Source organism: Halopenitus malekzadehii (genome assembly GCF_900108505.1).
GTDB classification, from domain to species: domain Archaea; phylum Halobacteriota; class Halobacteria; order Halobacteriales; family Haloferacaceae; genus Halopenitus; species Halopenitus malekzadehii.
Genome location: NZ_FNWU01000006.1, coordinates 53,677 through 70,765, shown reverse-complemented (window position 1 = coordinate 70,765; position 17,089 = coordinate 53,677). Strand labels below are relative to the sequence as shown.

The window sequence follows — 17,089 nt, the reverse complement described above, 5'->3', positions numbered from 1 at the left end:
GGAACACGAGTGAGCTCAATAAAAAGCCGACGACGCCGGAAGCCGCGATTCGCTTGCCTCAATCCGATACCCGTCCCGACCCGACCCCGAACGGGACCCTCCGGAACCCTCCGGGACCGCCCGTCACCAGACGAGCCCGATCAGCACCGTGCCGGCCGCCACGAGCGTGATGATCAGGACGCCGCGGCCGATCCCGGTCCGGATCTCCGCGTCGATCCCGACCCGACGCACGGCGTGACGGGGGTTCATCGCGGTCCACTCGATCGCCGCGACGAGCCGCATCGTGAGCCGGTCGACGGCCGCCCACGACTCGGTCACCCCGATGACGAGTCCGCGGCCGACGTGGAAGAACGCCGGGTACGTGACCGCGTCGACGTCGCGCATTCGGTGGGCGATCCACGCCAGGGGACGTTTGAGCGCGAAGAAGCCGACGAATCCAGCGGTCAACAGCGCGGCGGATTCGGTCAGGTGGCCCGTGCTGTAGGGATGCAGCTCCGCGAGCAGGTACTCCGTGTGGGGCATCAGCCCGAGCAGCGTCTCGTAGGAGACGCCGAGATAGATGCAGGCGCCGGCGGCGAGCGCCATCCCGACCGTCTGGAACGGCGTCGCGTCGCGCGGGGAGATCGAGGCGCTCCCGTGGAAGAACGTGTAGTAGCCGAGCTTGATGAAGGACATAAACGTCCCGACCCCGCCGAGGATGAGCAGCCACCAGAGCAGCCCGCCGTCGAGGGCGATCGTGAACTGGTGGATCTCGTGGGCGGAGTCGATCACCATTCCCTTCGAGACGAAACCGTTGAAGCCGGGGACGGCCGTGATCGACGCGGCGCCGACGAGGTAGATCACGAACGCGATCGGGGTCTTCCGCCAGAGGCCGCCCAGCTCGCGGATGTCCTCCGTCCCGGTCCGATAGATGATCACGCCGATCGCCATGAACAGCAGGCTCTTGTAGAGGACGTTGTTGAGCAGATGGGCGAAGCCGCCGGCCAGCGCCTTCTCGCCGACGTAGCCCGCCAGGCCGATCCCCGCGAGCATGTACCCGACCTGCGCCTGGATGTGGTACGAGAGGAGCCGGCGCGGGTCGTACTGCAACAGCGCGAAGAAGGCGCCGTAGACGGCCATCGCGCCGCCGAGGTAGGCCATCCACAGCCCACCCTCCGGGAACGCCCGGTAGAGGACGTAGACGGCCGTCTTGGTCGTGAACACCGAGAGGAACACCGACGCCGCGATGTGGGGTCGCGGATAGGTGTCCGGCAGCCAGGTGTGGAGGCCGATGAACCCGCAGTTGACGCCGATCCCGAGCGCCGCGAGCAGCGCGGCCGAGTCGTGGATCCCCGTCTCTGCCGTGAACAGGAAACTCTCGACCGCCCCGAAGTGGACGACGACGGCGCCGAGCAGCACCGTCCCGCCGATGCCGTGGAAGATCGCGTACCGGAAGCCGGCTCGCACCGCCGCCCCGCCGTGGTGCCAGACGAGCAGCGTCGAGGTGACCGCCATCAGCTCCCAGAAGACGATCAGCGTGAGCCAGTCGCCGGCGTAGATCGTCGCGACCGTCGAGGCGACGTAGATCAGCGCGAGCCCGGTCAGCCACCGCGGCGCGTCGCTGCCGTAGGCGTAGATCACCGCCGCGGTCGCGAGGAACCCGACGACGACACCCATCAGCCGGGAGAAGTCGTCGACGTTGAAGAAGACGACGTCGAACCCGAGGAACGTCGACGCCAGGTGTGGTCCGTACATCGCCGGGTCGAAGCTCACCGCCTGTATGAACACGAACGCGGTCGCGGCCGCCCCGAGCAGGTGTCCGAGACGTCGCGGGAGCACGACCGCCAGCAGCGCGGCGATCGCCACGAGCAGGTACGGCGGGACCGTCGTCAGGAGGTCACTCCCGACGGTGCCGGTGGCGAGCGCGCCGCCCGCGGTTCCGGCGATTCCGGCGGTCATAGGCCCACCCCCGCGCCCTCGAGGCGCGTCTCGACGATGAGCTCGATCAGATCGAGGAACGCCATCTCGCTCGGGATCACGCCGAGCAGGACGGCAAGCGTCATCGCCGTCAGTATCGGTGCAAGCATGAACCACGTCGTCTCGCGGCCCAGCAGGGCCGTGAGGCCACGGATCGATCGCCAGCCGCTTGGCGGCGGACCGCCGTGGTGGTCGTGGTCTGCGTGGTCCGTTTGGTCTGCGTGGTCACGCTGGTCACGTTCGTCGAGGCGGCCAGCATCGCGGTCGTCGGAGCCGCCCTCGGGGGAGAACGGAACGTCCGTGTCGGAGGGGTTCGTATCGACCGCGTAGTTCCCCGTGTCGACGCGTTCGGCGGGCTCCGAGAAGTCGCGATCCCCCGGCGCGAAGTCGGGCCGGACGACGCCGTCGTCGACGTTCGCCTCGGTTCCGTCGTCGCCGCTCTCGGTCGGATCATCCTCCTCGGATCCGGCCTCGTCCTCGGCGTCCGGGATCGGCGTTTCGGCGTCAGCGCCGGTTGCGGTCCCGTCTTCGCGCTCGGTGCCGTCGTCGTCAGACTCCTTTCGATCGCCGCCGTCGGTTCTGACGGCGTCGATCGTCGCCGTCGTCCGGCCGCCAAGCGGGAATTCGACGAGCGGCTTGGCGTCGTGGGCGTCCTCCGCCTCGAAGAAGGCGGTGTAGACGACCGGCCAGAAGTACGCGATGTTGAGCACGCCCGACAGCAACAGCGCCCCGGCGAGGTAGTAGCCGATCGGCGTTGCCGCACCCATCGCGATCCCGCCGACCAACATATAGAACTTGCTCACGAACCCGGCCACGAGCGGGATGCCGGCCATCCCCGCGGCCGCCACGGTGAACGCGGCCATCGTCACCGGCATCCGCTTGCCGATCCCGGCCATCTCCGAGATGTAGTCGGTGTGGGTCTCCACGTGGATACAGCCCGCACAGAAGAACAGGGTGAGCTTCATGAAGGCGTGTGCGGGGATGTGCAACAGCGCGCCCACGAGCCCGTGCCAGCCGAACAGCCCGAGCCCGAGCAGGATGTAGCTGAGCTGGCTCACCGTCGAGTAGGCGAGCCGCTGTTTGAGGTGGTCCTTCCGCAGGGCGATGATGCTGGCGGCGGTCAACGTGACCGCGGCCATCACCGACAGCCAGACGCCGACGCCGAGATCGAAGACGACCTCGGGCCCGAAAACGTCGAGGACGATCCGCGAGACGCCGAACGCGCCGGACTTGACGACCGCCACCGCGTGGAGCAGCCCCGAGACGGGCGTCGGCGCCACCATCGCTTCGGGGAGCCACTGGTGTAGCGGCATCAAACCGGCCTTCACGGCGAACCCGACCCCGAGCAGGACGAAGGCGATCTTCGCCATCAGGGGGTCGCTGCTGGCTGCGGTCGCGAGCGCGTCGATCCCGCCCGCCGAGAAGGCGACGGTCGGCTCTCCGACGAGGCCGGTGAGCCAGTAGACCAGCACGGTGCCGGCGAGCACGAACACGCCGCCGCCGAACATCGTGTACGCGAGGTACTTTCGGCCTGCGGAGCGCGCCTCCGGCGTCTCGTCGTGAGCGACCAGCGGATAGGTCGCGATCGACAGCAGCTCGTAGAAGATGAAGATGGTGATCAGGTTGCCGGCGAAGGCGATCCCCATCGTCGTCGACAGCGAGACCGCGAAGGCGGCGAAGTACCGCGTCTGGTTGGGCTCGTCGAGCCCGCGCATATATCCGATGCTGTACAGCGACGTGATTATCCACAGGCCGCTGGCCAGGACCGCAAACAGCATCCCGAGCGGGTCCGCCCGTAAGGTGAACTCGACGTACGGCAGGAAGGTCACGACCTCCGTGACGTAGACGGTCCCGGCGAGCACGCCCGGCAGCAGCGAGACCACGGCGGCGAACTTCGCGACCGCCGCAAGCAGCGTCCACCCCTCACGCAGGTTCGGCCGGCGGTGGGACGCGACGATGGCCCCGCTGGCCACGAACGATACGAGAACGACGAACAACGGTCGCAGTGAGTCGACTTCGGTCATTTAGATCATCCTCCCGAGGAACGGTCCGAAGAGATCGGCGGCAGCGAACCCGGCGAACCCGAGCCCGACCGCGATCAGCGCGACGACGACGAGCACGACGAACGCGCCGGTCGGAACGTCCCGCTGCTCCGTCCGACCGCCGTCCGGTTGGGCCAGGGTCCCCGGTCCGGTCGGACCGTCCGCGGCGGAAGCGGTCGATCCGGCGTCGCCGGGACCGGGATCGGCGCCCGCGAAGTACAGTTGCTCGATGATCCGGGCGACGTACGCCAGCGTGAACAGAGTACTCACGAGCATCACGGCCGCGATCCCCAGTGCGGCGAGGTCACCGCCACCGGCGGCCTCCACCGCCCCGAGCGCGATGTACCACTTGCCGAGCAGGCCGATGGAGGGCGGGATCCCGACGAGCGCGAGTCCGAGGACGACGAACGCCCCCGAAAGGTACGGTGCTCTGCGGGCGAGGCTCGCGAGGTCTGCAACCCGTCGAACGCCGTAGCCGTACGCGAGCAGGCCGACGGCAAGGAACAGCCCGAACTTGAGCAGGCCGTGGCCGAGCAGATGGATGATCCCGCCCAGCAGCGCCGTCTCGTTTGCAAGCGCGATCGCGGCGACGATCATCCCGAATTGTGCAACCGACGAGTAGGCGAACAGCCGCTTGAGATCGGACTGCATCGCCGCCAGCACCGATCCGACGAGGATCGAGACGCCGGCCGCCAGTAGCATCGCGTTCGTGATTCCGTCGTTCGCGGCGAGGAACTCGACCGTGAAGACGGTGTAGGTGATGCGGAGCAGGGCGTAGGCCGCCGACGTCGAGACCAACGCCGCGATGACCGTCGTCACCGCGTCGGGCGCGCGCTGGTAGGCGTCCGGCTGCCAGACGTGCAGCGGGAAGACGGCGATCTTCAGCGAGAGGCCGACGACGATGAGCGCGTAGCCGGCCCGGATCAGGGGGTCGCCGTAGCCGACGGTCGCGATCGTCGCCTGGAGGTCGATCATATTCAGCGACCCCGTTGCCAGGAAGGTGTAGCCGACGCCGACCAGGTACAGCGAGGCGCCGACGGTACCCACCAGCAGGTACTTGATCGACGCGTACGCGCTGGCGCCCGACCGGTCGGCCGCGACGAGCGCATAGGTCGTCAACCCGACGATCTCGAGGAAAACGAACAGGTTGAACAGGTCGCCGGTGAGCGAGATGCCCATCAACCCGCCGGTCAACAGCAGGTAGCCTGAGTAAAACGCGTTCCCACGAGGGCCGGCCACACGCGAGAAAACGAGCGTCCCGGCCGCCACGAGCGCGACCAGGACCACGAGTGACGCCGACAGCTCGTCGGCGACGAGTTCGATACCGTACGGACGCTGCCAGCCGCCGAGTTCGTGGACGATCCCGTACTCGGTCGGCGGGCCCTCCACGAAGACGATCCGGGCGATCGAGGCAGCGATCCCGACGAGCGAGACGGTCGTGATCGCGGCGATCGGCCAGCCGATCCGGTCATACCGGGGTCCAAACAGGAGCGGGAGCGTCGCCGCGAGGATCGGAACCACGATCGCGAGCGGAAGCAGGAGGTCGCTCACGCGTTCTCACCCCCTGTAGAGCCGTCGCCAGCTACCGGGAGGTCGTCCTCCTCGGCCATCGCCTTCCGGAGCGCGTCGGTTCGGAGGGTTCCGTACTCCGTGTAGATCCGGATACAGAGCGCGAGCCCGACCGCGGTGAGGCTCACGCCGACGACGATGGCGGTCAGGACGATCACCTGCGGGAGCGGGCTCACGAGGGTCGCCTCCGCGCTCCCGCCTCCCTCGACGATCGGGATCGACCCGCCACGAACGTACGCGGAGGCGATGAAGAACAGGAAGATCGCCGTCTGGAACAGGTTGAGGCCGATGATCTTCTTCACGAGATGTGGGTTCGCAATCATCATGTACAGGCCGATGCACAACAACACGGTGAACACCGCGTAGGCGTGCCGCGTTGCGAGGACGTTGAGGGCGAGCTGGAGCGGTAGGTGGTCGGTCATCGGTCGTCCTCCGTGGTCGCGTCGTCGGTGGTCGCGTCAGCGATCTCGGTCTCGGTTCCGGCGCCGTCCCGGTCGTCGAAGCCGGCCGCTAACAGGAAGAAGAGACCGACGAGCACCCCGGCGACGATCGGAGCGATGCCGAGGATCTCCACGCCCTCCATCCCGTATTTGACCGGGTGCGGGATCGGCAGTCGGGCGTACTCGAGGAACGTCCCGCCGTCGACAAGCCCGACGAGACCGATCCCCCCGAAGACGAGGACGCCGCCGACCGCGAGGCCGACGACGACGACGTTCGTGAACCACTCGCGCGTGGCGTCGATCCCGAACGCGAAGGCGATCATCAACACGACCGCGGCCGCGATCGCGCCGCCCTGGAAGCCGCCGCCGGGCGAATCCGCCCCGTGGAAGGTGACGAACAGCCCGAAGGTCAGCGCGAACGGCGCGACCACCTTCACGGTTGACATGATCACCTGACTCTCCGTGTAGGGCGTCTGCTGGCGTTGGATCTGGGAGAGATGTGGGCGATCGTCGTGGCCCGAGTAGGTGGGCTCGATCGGCGGTCGGTCGGAGACGTCGGGTGCGTCCGATGCGTCTCCGGAGCCAGCAGCGGCGTCGTCGACGTCGCTGCCGGCGCCGGGTGTGTCGCTCACGAGAACACCTCCCGGTGGAGCACGAGCATCGTCGCGATGCCGGCCCCGAAGACGACGACCGCCTCGCCGAAGGTGTCGAATCCGCGGTAGGAGGCCAACACCGCCATCACCGTGTTGCCGACGCCGGTGTCGGCGTAGGTGTTCTCGAGGTAATACCCGGTGACGTCCGGATTCGCGTAGACGGGTGCGGTCGGATCGCCAACGGTCGGCATCTGCGTCACCGTCGCGAGCAGCACGACGCACAGTCCGCCGACGGCGAGCGCGGCGGTGGGATCGACGCGCTCGAAGACGGCCTCGTGGTTCATCCGCGAGGTCTTCGCGATCGTGAGCAGCAGGAGGACAGTCGTGACGCCGGCGGAGATCGCCGCCTCGGTCAGCGCCACATCCGGCGCCCGGTAGAACGTGTACAGCGCCGCCATCCCGAGGCTGTAGGCCCCGAAGACGATGATCGACGAGAGCACGTCGCGGGCCAGCGCGGTCACGACCGCCGTGGCGATCACGAAGACGAAAAGCGCCGCCTCGATCGCGGTTACGGTCGCGCTCATCGGCGCTCGTCCCCCTCGGTCCACGGAACGTTTCCGTCCTCGAAGGCCGCTCGAGCGACCGCGTGGGCCGCGGTCGGGTTGGTCACGAAGATGAAGAACAGCAGGATGGCCGTCTTCACCGAGGCCCCCTGCCACCCGAGCGTGAGCGCGACCGCGGCCAGACCGAAGCCGGCCCCGAGCGTGTCCGCCTGCGAGGCGGTGTGTGCGCGCGCGTAGACGTCCGGCAGCCGGATCACGCCCACCATCGAGACGAACGTGAAGAACAGCGCCCCGGCAAGGAGCGCGAGGATCAGGACGACTCGCGCCGTCGTGACCGGGTCGAGTGACCCGAGCGCCATCAGAGGACCCCCCCACGTTCGACCGTGAACTTTGAGACGGCGATCGCCATCAGGAAGTTCAACAGCGCGTACACGATCGCGATGTCGAGGAACGTCGGCTCGTCGAGCGCCGCGCCCAACAGCGCCAGGATGACGACCGTGTTCGTCCCGAGGACGTTGACCGCGAGCACGCGGTCCTGCATCGTCGGGCCGACCACGGCGCGGTAGAGCATCCCGAGCGCCAGCACGACGAAGCCGGCCGCGCCGACCAACAGTACGTCACCGACCGTGTAGCCGCCAGCGATCGCGAGGTCGGCGATGCTCATCGGCGATCACCGTCCTCGTGGTGACCGGGCGCGGTCGGGGCCGCTTCCGCCGCCGTGTCCGGTGCGCGGTCCTCATCCGACTCGTGGTGGGTGTCCAACTCGGGTCCACCATCGGTGGCCGCAAACGGCATCGGCTCGTCGGCGTCGGGGCCCTGCAGCACCGCGCAGTCGTCGCGTTCGCGGGGCGTCGGCAGCCGGGCGGCCTCCCGGCCGTAGAAGACGAATCGGGTCCACCGCTCGAGCCCGCCGTCGAACAGGCCCTCGCGGGCCCACGGGATCAGGGTGTGGACGTATAGATCCGCGTCGCGAGCACGCACCGTCAGCGTCCCCGGCGTCAGCGTGATCGAGTTTGCGAGCGTCGTCACGGGCAGCCCCGATCCCACGAGCACGCGCATCCGCGTCATCGTCGGGTCGATCGGCAGCGACGGCGAGAGGATGACCCGGGCGACGACGACGTTCGATTTGAGGATCTCGAGAAGCAAGGAGGGGACGTAGATCAGCCCGCGAACCAGCCGGAGCGGCGACTCCCGCAGCGTCGGGTCGTGGTCCAGACTCACCTGGGACAGCGAGATCGCGACCACGAGGGCGGTCGCGACGCCCGTCACGAGGTCGAAGGGATAGGTCGGGTCGCCGAGGACGAGGTAAAACGCCAGTGACCCGCCGAAGACGGTCGCGAACCGCGGGCCGGTGATCTCGGAGACGAGTCGCTCGCGTCGGGAGGGCCGATCGACGGGCGCCTCACGGACCGACAGCGGGGTGGACGCCAGCTCGAACTCCATCGGCTGGAGGAGAGTGGTGTTCCCGACCGGCGTGTACTCCGGGTCGAGCACGACCGTCCCGATCCCGTGCTCGTCGGCATAGGTATGAAGCCGTTCGGCGTACTGACGCGGCCCGAAGAGGTAGACGTCCTCCGCGATGAGCGCGGTCTCGATCTCGATGCCGTTTTCGGAGACGTCGGCGTCCTCGAGGTCGTATCGCGCCCAGTCGGCGGCGTCCGCGAGCAGGTCCTGCGCCGTCGTCCGCCGGTCGTCTATCCGGGGATCGTCGTCGCGCCAGGAGGCGAGGTAGACGAAGTGGATAGCCGAGACGTCCCCGTCGGCGGCCGCCGCGGCGACGTGGGCGACCGTCGCCCGCAGGGTCGCGGTGTCCTCGATCGGGACCACGACGCGGCCGTTAGCCACCGGGGCCACCTCCGGGAACCGTCGTTAGGGCGTGTGGAAACGACATACAGGATTCTCGTTCGTGACGTGGCACGGACACCTCAAAACAGTTCTTATCTTTCCCACGGCACGATGGTCGTTCGGCTTCGACACGTCATCTGCCAGCTGGCCGTGTGATACTGTCCCGAGCACGTCCGCCGGTCGCCGGACTACGCCCCGAGCACGTCGGCCAGCCGCTCGGCGACGCGGCCGGCGACGACGTCCTTACTCCCGCGAGCCTCCTCGACGTCGTCGGGGTCCGACTCGCCGGCGACGAGCAGCACGCGCGTCTCGTCGGCGCCCATCACGCTCGCGTCGTTGGCGACGACGAACGCGAGTCCGACGCGGTCGTGGATCCGGTTCGCCTCACGCACCATCGCGGCGTCGTCGCCCGACGTCTCGGCTTTGAACCCGACGATCGGCAGATCCGGATACGCCTCCCGGACGGCGTCGATCAGCTTCGGGGTCGGCTCGAGGTCGACCGACAGCGGCGACCCGGATCGGATCTTCTCGTCGACGGCGTCCGCGGTGAAATCGGAGATCGCCGCGGCCGACACGAGCGCGTCCGCGGTTGCGCAGGCGTCCGTGACGGCCGCAAGCATCTCGTCGGCCGTCTCGACGGGGACGATCTCCGCGTAGCCGACCGCGGGACCGTCCTGGACGAGGGTGACGTCGGCACCCCGGATGTAGCAGGCACGCGCGACCGCGCGTCCGGTCTTGCCCGACGACCGGTTCGTCAGGATCCGAATGGGGTCGATGTACTCCTTGGTCGCGCCCGCGGTGACGACGATGTGCCTGCCGGACAGGGAGTCGGGCGTCGTCGCGCGGGCGACCTCCGTGAGGATCGTCTCCTCGCTCGCGATCTTCGCCTTCCCCTCCTCGATCCGGGGATCGGCGAAGCGCACGCCCCACGACTCCAGCGTGTCGAGCGCCTCGAGCACGCCCGGGTGGTCGTACATCGGCTCGTGCATCGCGGGCGCGAACACGACCGGCACGTCGGCACCGAGCGCGGTCGTCGCACAGGTCGTGACCGGCGTGTCGTCGATCGCCGCCGCCATCTTTCCGGCGGTGTTGGCGGTTCCCGGCGCGATCAGCAGGACGTCGGCCCAGCCGTCGACGCCGCACAACTCGACGTGTTCGACCGCCCCGGTGATCTCCGTCACCACGTCCACCTCGGTCGCGAACTCGAGCGCCCACGGGTGCACGATGTTTGAGGCTGCCGGCGTCATCACCGCGCGCACGGCCGCGCCCCGGCGACGAAGCTCGTGGGCGAGTTCGACGGTCTTCACGGCCGCGATGCTACCCGTCACGCCCAGCGCGACGTTGACCCCCGAGAGCATTAGCCGGGCGTTCGTGCGTGTCGGTTAAATACTCTCCCGAAACGCGGCGCGCGGCGGGGCACCGCCGATCGACGGGCGGGAGACCGCCCCGACGCCGGCGCCCTGCTCGTAAGCGGCCGAAAAGCACTTTTCACCCCGCCACACATCGACGACGTATGCCCTCCAGCATCCTCCTCCAAGAGGGAGCGATGGCGATCGTGTTCCTGTTCGGATTGCTGATGCTCGCCGTCCAGATCGGGTTGATCGTCTGGACGTATTCGGACGCCCAACGAAACAGCAGCCACCCCGCGTTCCTGTGGGCGATCGTGATCTTCTTCGCGCCTCTCCTCGGGATCGTGTTGTACCTCCTTCTCGGCCGCGATCTGGTCTAGCCGGACGGGACGGTCGGACGGTCAGTTCGGAAACGACGATGGAGATTGACGAGACGGAACCAGTTTGTGTGACCCTTCCGTACCGGAGCCCACCCAATGGGTCCAGTCGGATCCCTCCGCGGCGAGATCGGCAGTCTCCGGGCGAACGGTCGAGGACCGATCCTGGCCACCGTGGCCGGTGGGTGGGGAATGCTGCTCGGCGCACGGATGATCTACCCGGTGTTGTTGCCGTACCTCCGGTCGTCGTTCGACCTCAGCCTCACGGTCGCCGGCTTGCTGGTGACGGTCCTGTGGTTGGGGTCGGCGCTCGGCCAGCTGCCGGGCGGCGTCCTCGCCGACCGCTACAGCGAGCGCCTCGTGATGGCGGTCGGCGCGGCCGTCGTCGCACTCGCGCTATGTGCCGTGATCGCCGCACCCACCGCGGCCGTGTTGTTCCTCGCGACCGGACTGGTCGGCGTCGGTCAGTCGCTGTACCCGATCGCGCGTATTACGATCCTGTCGAAGATCTATCCCGACCGTATCGGTAGCGCGCTCGGGGTGACGATGGCAACCGGCGACCTCGGACAGACGGTGCTGCCACCCATCGCAGGCGCGCTCGCGGCGGCGATCGCCTGGCAGGCCGGCCTCGGGTTCCTCGTGCCGCTGCTGCTCGTCGCCGCGATCGCCCTGTGGGTCGTCCTCCCGGCCCAACGATCGACCGGTACCACCGGGGAAACCCTCTCGGCCGATCACGCACGGCACGTTCTCGCCGAGTTGCGACGGTCGAATATGGCCTTCGTGGCGTTCATCCTCTTTTTGTATATCCTGATCTGGCAGTCGTTCACCGGGCTCTATCCCACCTATCTCGTCGACGAGAAGGAGCTCTCCTCGACGACGGCAGGACTGCTCTTCAGCGGGTTCTTCGCGGTCGGTGTCCTCGTGAAACCCCTCGCCGGCGCTGCCTACGACCGGATCGGGATCCGCCGATCGCTTGTCGCCGTGCTCGTGGGCCCGATCGCGGGGCTGGCGTTGCTCCCCGTCGTCGAGGGGTTTTGGGCGCTGGCCGGGATCACCGCGCTCGTCAGCACGATGCTCGGGTCGGGCGCCATCACCCAGTCGTTCCTCTCGGACGCGATCCCCCAGGAGATCCGCGGGACCGGCCTCGGCGTCGTTCGCACGTCGGCGGCCACCCTCGGTGCCGCCGGCCCGGTCGCCTTCGGCGCCATCGCCGATCGGGGTTTCTTCAACGAGGGCTACCTGCTGTTGGCGGCGATCATGGCTCTCGTCGTCCTCCTCACGCTCCGGCTTCCGGACGAGTGATCGATGGTGGCGGCCGCTCAGCGGTGGCGGTCGATCGGTGGGTCGGTGATGGCGGCCAGTCGGTGGTGGGTCGGTGGTAGCGGTCGCCCCCGAGCAACGTACAAAGGTAAAGTGGCTGTGTCGTCGATACGTGGGTATGACTGACGGGGACATCGACGACGTCGACAGGGCGATCCTGTACGCGCTACAGGAGGATGCCCGAAACATGTCGTCCGGAGACATCGCGGAACGGACCGACACCTCGGACAGCACCGTCCGCAAGCGCATTCAGCGGCTCGAGTCGGAGGACGTGATCAAGGGATACAGCGCCAGCGTCGACTACCAGAAATCCGGATATCCGCTCCGGATGTTGATCTACTGTACCGCGTCGATACCCGACCGCGGCGACCTCATCGCGGATGTGCTGGCGATCGACGGCGTCGTTTCGGTCCAGGAGTTGGTCACCGGTGAGCAGAACCTCCTCGTCACGGTCGTCGGCGAATCCGACGACGACATCACGCCCGTCGCGCAGGAACTCCTGGATATGGGGCTCACCGTCGCCGACGAGGTCCTCGTGCGGACCCACGAGACGACGCCGTTCGGTCGGTTCGACCCGGAAAAACGGACGAGTGACGGCGGAGAACCGAACGAATAGGGCGAATCGGACGAGTGACGATCGAGGTGCTGATCGGTGACGATCGAGGTGCCGACCGGAGTCGAGTCCGACGGGACAGGGACCCGAGACGAGTCGAGGGGACAAGATAAACATAATGTTCTATAATTCATAACTCACGAACCATCTGTGAATATAGACAGATTTAATGCACAATCTGTTCTTGCTATCGGATAGAGACGACCAGAAACGGACGCCGGGATCGGTACGGTTGCCGGGATGGTCGTGTGATGGACCGAACGATGTCAGGAAACGATTCGAAACCGACGATCGGCGCGCTTCCGGACTCGACGCCGGGATCGTCGACCGTCCCCGCCGTCGTAACGTGGGTCGTATGGACGCTGTTCGTGGCAAGCATCACCGTACTTGGTATCCGGCTCCGGGTCGGTGGCGTCTGGGAGATCGCCGGCGTGATCGCCGTCGACGGACTGACCACCCTGATGTGGGTCGTCGTCACCTTCTTCAGCGGGATCGTCCACAGCTACTCACGCCGCTATCTGGCCGGGAGCGTCCACGAAACGACGTTTTTCCTCACGACGTTCGGCTTCACGGTCGCCGTGCTGGGGCTGGTCGCGGCCGACCATATCGTCCTGTTCGGACTGCTCTGGCTGGCGATGGGGATGCTGATGGCGGCGCTCATCGGGACCATCCGTGGCTGGAAGCAGGCACGGGCGGCGGCGGCAGTCGCCCGCAGGTACTTTCTCGCCAGCAGCGCGATCCTCGGGATCGCTCTGGTGACGCTGTGGTGGGCGACCGGTGAGACGACGGTCTCCGGGATCGGCACGGCTGCCGACACGCTCGGTGGCCCCGTGTGGCTACTCGCCGCCGGCGCGCTCGTGCTTGCGGCGATGATCCAGTCAGCACTCGTCCCGTTCCACACCTGGATGCTCTCCTCGATGACCGCGCCGACGCCGGCGTCGGCGCTGATGCACGCCGGGTTCGTCAACGCGGGCGGGATCCTGTTGACTCGTTTCGCCCCGGTCATCACGGTCGACCCGACGTTTCTACTCGCGGTGGTCGCCGTCGGCGGAGCCAGCGCCATCGGCGGGAAACTCCTGAAGTCCGTCCAGACGGACGTCAAGAGCAAACTCGGCTGTTCGACGGTCGGCCAGATGGGATTCATGATTATGCAGGTCGGCCTCGGCTTCTTCGGGGCCGCGATCACCCACCTCATCCTCCACGGCTTCTACAAGGCCTACCAGTTCCTCAGCTCGGGCGAACAGGTCGAACGCACCCGCCCGACCGGGACCACCGAGCATACGGTCGGGGGCACCACGAGCGCCGTCGGCGCCATCGTGGCGGTGCTCACCGGCTTCACCGGTGGGGCGGTGTTCGCGGCGTTGACGGGGAAGGGGACGAGCGTCGACAGCGGCCTCCTCCTGACCGTCTTCGTGGTGTTCACGACGCTCCACGCGGCTCGCAGCGCCATCCAGCACACCTCGCTGTCGGCGACGGCCCGCTACGTCGCCGTCCCCGCGGTCTTCTTCCCGGCGATCGTCGTCTACGCCGTGGTTTATAAGGGAGTCACGGGGCTTCTGACGGTTCCGACGGCGACGACCGCGTTGACCCCCATCCACGGCGTCATCGTCGTCGGCTTCGTCGGCATCTATGTCGCCATCGAGACCGGGATCCACGAACGCAGTCGGCGCCTCTACGTGGCGCTCCTGAACGCGACCCAACCGTCGGCGGACACCGTCCTGACGTCCACGGAGGACTACAATGAGTACTAACGCCACCATCCACGACGCGATCGACGAGGCAGCGACCGCCGTCGGCTCCCGCTGGCCGATCCACTCGTTCGTGACGGCCAACCCGCTTTCCGGGTTCGAGGACCGGCCGTTCGACGAGGCGGTCGGGCGGGCAGCCGCTCTGTTCGGCGGCCGCGGCTACCCCAACGCCGAGACGTTCGAAACGGCGCTGAACCGCGGCCAGATAGACCCGGAGAAACTCGACGCCGAACTCGCCGAGGCGGGCTATGAGGGCGACCCTCAGACGCTGCTCGACCGGATGGCTGACGCCACTGACGGGGACGCGGCGATCGTGGCTACCGACATCGGTTCCGACACCAGCGCCAATGCCACGGCGGCTGACACGGAAACGGCCACGGACCACGTCGATCGGGTGTTGACGAAGTGGCTGTCGGCCTTCCTCGAGGAGGGTGTCGCCCACTGGTCGATGCCGAACCGCGAAGCGGGGTTCTACGCCGCCTTCCGTGAAATGGTTGCATACGACGGCGACGTCCCCGACGCGGGGGTCGTAACCGACATGCCCGAGACGCCGATCGAGACCATCGAGACGGTCCTTGAGCCGTACTCACAACGTCGGTGGGAGTCCATCTTCGAGGAACAGCTGGCCGCGTTGCCGGGCTGGACCGGCCTCATCAAGCAGCGCGCCGCGGACGCGGACGTCTGGCAGTCGAAATACCCGATCTCGCTTGCGGAATACCTCGCGGCGCGGCTGGCGCTGCTTGATGCCGTCGACGCCGACATCGAGCCCTCGACCGACGTGGACGAGCGACATCCGGCCGACGAACTCGCCCGGGCGTTCCTCCGTGCCTGGGAGGCCACCTACCGCGGCGAGCTCGTCGAGACGGTCGCCGAGGGGAGTCGGTCGATGGCCGAGGACGGAGCGGACCGATCGGCGGCCGACGACGGAACCACGGACCACCCGGACACAGCGGACCACCCGGACACAGCGGACCGCCCGGACGCACAGCTGGTCTTCTGCATCGACACCCGCTCGGAGATTATCCGTCGCCACATCGAGGCGACGGGCGATTACGAGACCCACGGCTACGCCGGCTTCTTCGGGATTCCGATGGAGTACCGGGCCTACGATGCCGACGTTTCGGTCGACTCCTGCCCGCCGATCGTCGATCCACAGCACCACGTCGCCGATCTGCCGGCCGACGACGCCACCCGGGCACGGCACGACCGCCTGTCGGGGCTCCGCGCTGCCGCCGACGAGGTGATCGAGATCCTGGAGGCCAACGCCGCCACCGCCTACGGCTACGTCGAGACCGCCGGCAGCGGCTACGGCCTCTCGCTTGCGGCCCGGACGCTCGTCCCCGGGCGCGTCCGCGACCTGTTCGAGACGGCCGACGAAACCGTTCCGGACGATCACGAGTTCTGTGAGCCGCTCGTCGACACTGGGGACATCGGCGTCGGTGCGGCCGGCGACACCACCGCCGACACCGACGACCACAGCAGCGATCTCCCGGTGGGAATGACGGCCGAGGAGAAGGTCGAGTACGCGGCCGCCGCCTTCGAGTTGATGGGCTGGGACCGGTTCGGTCGCCTCGTCGTCTTCACGGGCCACGCCAGCGAGACCGCCAACAATCCCTACGAGGCGAGCCTCGACTGTGGCGCCTGTGCCGGCAATCCCGGCGGGCCGAACGCCCGCGTCCTCGCGATGATCTGCAACGATGACGACGTCAGGGCCGCGCTTCGCGACCGTGGCTACGACGTTCCGGACGACACCGTCTTCCTCGCCGGGCAACACAACACGACGACCGACGAGATCGAGCTGTACGACGGTGACGTTCCCGAGAGTCACGCCGCCGATCTCGAGCGGTTGCGCGCTGACCTCGCGGTCGCACGCGAGAACGCGGCCGCCGAGCGCGTCGCGTCGATGGGCGCCGGCGACGACGCCGCGACGTCGGTGAGCGAGACCGAACGCCGCGCCGCCGACTGGGCCGAGACGCGTCCGGAGTGGGGGCTGGCCGGCAACGCCGGCTTCGTCATCGGGCCACGAGACCTGACGAGCGACGTCAACCTCGATGGCCGCGCGTTCCTCCACTCGTACGACTGGTCGACCGACCCCGACGGGGACGCGCTCGAGGCGATCGTCACCGGACCGCTGGTCGTCACCCAGTGGATCAACGCCCAGTACTACTTCTCGACGGTCGACAACGCCGTCTACGGCGGCGGGTCGAAGATCACCCAGAACCCCGTCGGAAACGTCGGCGTCTATCAGGGCAACGGGGGCGACCTGATGACCGGCCTCCCGCTGCAGTCGCTGCGTGCCGCAGACGACGAACCGCACCACCAGCCGCTCCGCCTCTCGACGGTCGTTCACGCGCCGGTCGACCGCGTCACTGCCGTCCTGGCCGCGAACGAGGACGTGGCCGAACTGCTGGACAACGACTGGCTCTCGCTGACGGTCGTCGATCCGACACGGGACCACCGCGCGTTCCACTACGACGCGGACCTGAAGTGGATACCGGCGTCCGAAGGTCCCCGAGACTCACGGACGGAGCCGGTCGCCCACGTCACCGCGAGCGACTAACGGTCATCGTCCGCGTGGCGGAACCCGCGAACCGATCGACGGCGTCACTGGTCGAACTCCTCGTCTTGGACATTCACGCGTCGTCTCGGAACGGCGGCCGCTCTGCTCGGAACC

At 67.9% G+C, this 17,089-nt stretch carries 15 protein-coding genes; 5 read left to right on the top strand and 10 right to left on the bottom strand.

Annotated features, from left to right (window positions below; genetic code table 11):
* Window positions 1-123: 123 nt before the first annotated feature.
* The 10 genes from BLW38_RS10630 to coaBC form a co-directional block, all read right to left on the bottom strand.
* Window positions 124-1,938, bottom strand: a complete 1,815-nt coding sequence (locus BLW38_RS10630; RefSeq protein ID WP_092817226.1) for a Na(+)/H(+) antiporter subunit D — start codon at window positions 1,936-1,938, stop codon at window positions 124-126.
* Window positions 1,935-3,980 (bottom strand): proton-conducting transporter transmembrane domain-containing protein, encoded by a 2,046-nt coding sequence (locus tag BLW38_RS10625; protein ID WP_092817225.1) that lies wholly within the window; start codon window positions 3,978-3,980, stop codon window positions 1,935-1,937. Before BLW38_RS10625 ends, BLW38_RS10630 begins: the two co-directional genes overlap by 4 nt.
* Complete coding sequence (locus BLW38_RS10620; protein ID WP_092817224.1) at window positions 3,981-5,549, bottom strand: proton-conducting transporter transmembrane domain-containing protein; 1,569 nt, start codon at window positions 5,547-5,549, stop codon at window positions 3,981-3,983.
* A complete protein-coding gene (locus BLW38_RS10615; RefSeq protein WP_092817223.1) occupies window positions 5,546-5,989 on the bottom strand; it encodes a cation:proton antiporter subunit C in 444 nt (147 codons plus the stop codon). Before BLW38_RS10615 ends, BLW38_RS10620 begins: the two co-directional genes overlap by 4 nt.
* Window positions 5,986-6,639, bottom strand: coding sequence for an MnhB domain-containing protein (locus BLW38_RS10610; RefSeq protein ID WP_092817222.1), 654 nt, complete (start codon window positions 6,637-6,639; stop codon window positions 5,986-5,988). Before BLW38_RS10610 ends, BLW38_RS10615 begins: the two co-directional genes overlap by 4 nt.
* On the bottom strand, window positions 6,636-7,184 hold the full coding sequence (locus tag BLW38_RS10605; RefSeq protein WP_092817221.1) for a DUF4040 domain-containing protein: 549 nt from the start codon (window positions 7,182-7,184) through the stop codon (window positions 6,636-6,638). Before BLW38_RS10605 ends, BLW38_RS10610 begins: the two co-directional genes overlap by 4 nt.
* On the bottom strand, window positions 7,181-7,522 hold the full coding sequence (gene mnhG / locus BLW38_RS10600) for a monovalent cation/H(+) antiporter subunit G (RefSeq protein WP_092817220.1): 342 nt from the start codon (window positions 7,520-7,522) through the stop codon (window positions 7,181-7,183). The genes BLW38_RS10605 and mnhG overlap by 4 nt, the downstream gene beginning before the upstream one ends.
* Complete coding sequence (locus BLW38_RS10595) at window positions 7,522-7,827, bottom strand: cation:proton antiporter (protein WP_092817219.1); 306 nt, start codon at window positions 7,825-7,827, stop codon at window positions 7,522-7,524. The genes mnhG and BLW38_RS10595 overlap by 1 nt, the downstream gene beginning before the upstream one ends.
* A complete protein-coding gene (locus BLW38_RS10590; protein WP_245710162.1) occupies window positions 7,824-9,008 on the bottom strand; it encodes a monovalent cation/H+ antiporter subunit E in 1,185 nt (394 codons plus the stop codon). Before BLW38_RS10590 ends, BLW38_RS10595 begins: the two co-directional genes overlap by 4 nt.
* A 188-nt stretch (window positions 9,009-9,196) precedes the next feature.
* The gene (gene coaBC / locus BLW38_RS10585; protein WP_092817217.1) at window positions 9,197-10,366 is read right to left on the bottom strand and encodes a bifunctional phosphopantothenoylcysteine decarboxylase/phosphopantothenate--cysteine ligase CoaBC; all 1,170 of its coding nucleotides are present in this window, start codon (window positions 10,364-10,366) and stop codon (window positions 9,197-9,199) included.
* Between the two features lie 155 nt (window positions 10,367-10,521).
* On the opposite strand from coaBC, the gene BLW38_RS10580 reads away from it, so the two are divergent.
* From BLW38_RS10580 to BLW38_RS10560, 5 genes are all read left to right on the top strand, one after another.
* The gene (locus BLW38_RS10580) at window positions 10,522-10,737 is read left to right on the top strand and encodes a PLDc N-terminal domain-containing protein (RefSeq protein ID WP_092817216.1); all 216 of its coding nucleotides are present in this window, start codon (window positions 10,522-10,524) and stop codon (window positions 10,735-10,737) included.
* A 96-nt stretch (window positions 10,738-10,833) separates the two neighbouring features.
* Entirely contained in the window at window positions 10,834-12,036 is a 1,203-nt protein-coding gene (locus BLW38_RS10575) for an MFS transporter (RefSeq protein WP_092817215.1), read from the top strand.
* Window positions 12,037-12,172: 136 nt separating this feature from the next.
* Window positions 12,173-12,670, top strand: a complete 498-nt coding sequence (locus BLW38_RS10570; RefSeq protein WP_092817214.1) for an Lrp/AsnC family transcriptional regulator — start codon at window positions 12,173-12,175, stop codon at window positions 12,668-12,670.
* 260 nt (window positions 12,671-12,930) lie between these two features.
* Window positions 12,931-14,418 carry a proton-conducting transporter transmembrane domain-containing protein gene (locus BLW38_RS10565; protein ID WP_092817258.1) on the top strand — a complete coding sequence of 496 codons (1,488 nt, stop codon included), beginning with the start codon at window positions 12,931-12,933 and terminating at the stop codon, window positions 14,416-14,418.
* A complete protein-coding gene (locus BLW38_RS10560; protein WP_092817213.1) occupies window positions 14,408-16,975 on the top strand; it encodes a DUF2309 domain-containing protein in 2,568 nt (855 codons plus the stop codon). The genes BLW38_RS10565 and BLW38_RS10560 overlap by 11 nt, the downstream gene beginning before the upstream one ends.
* Window positions 16,976-17,089 lie beyond the last annotated feature (114 nt).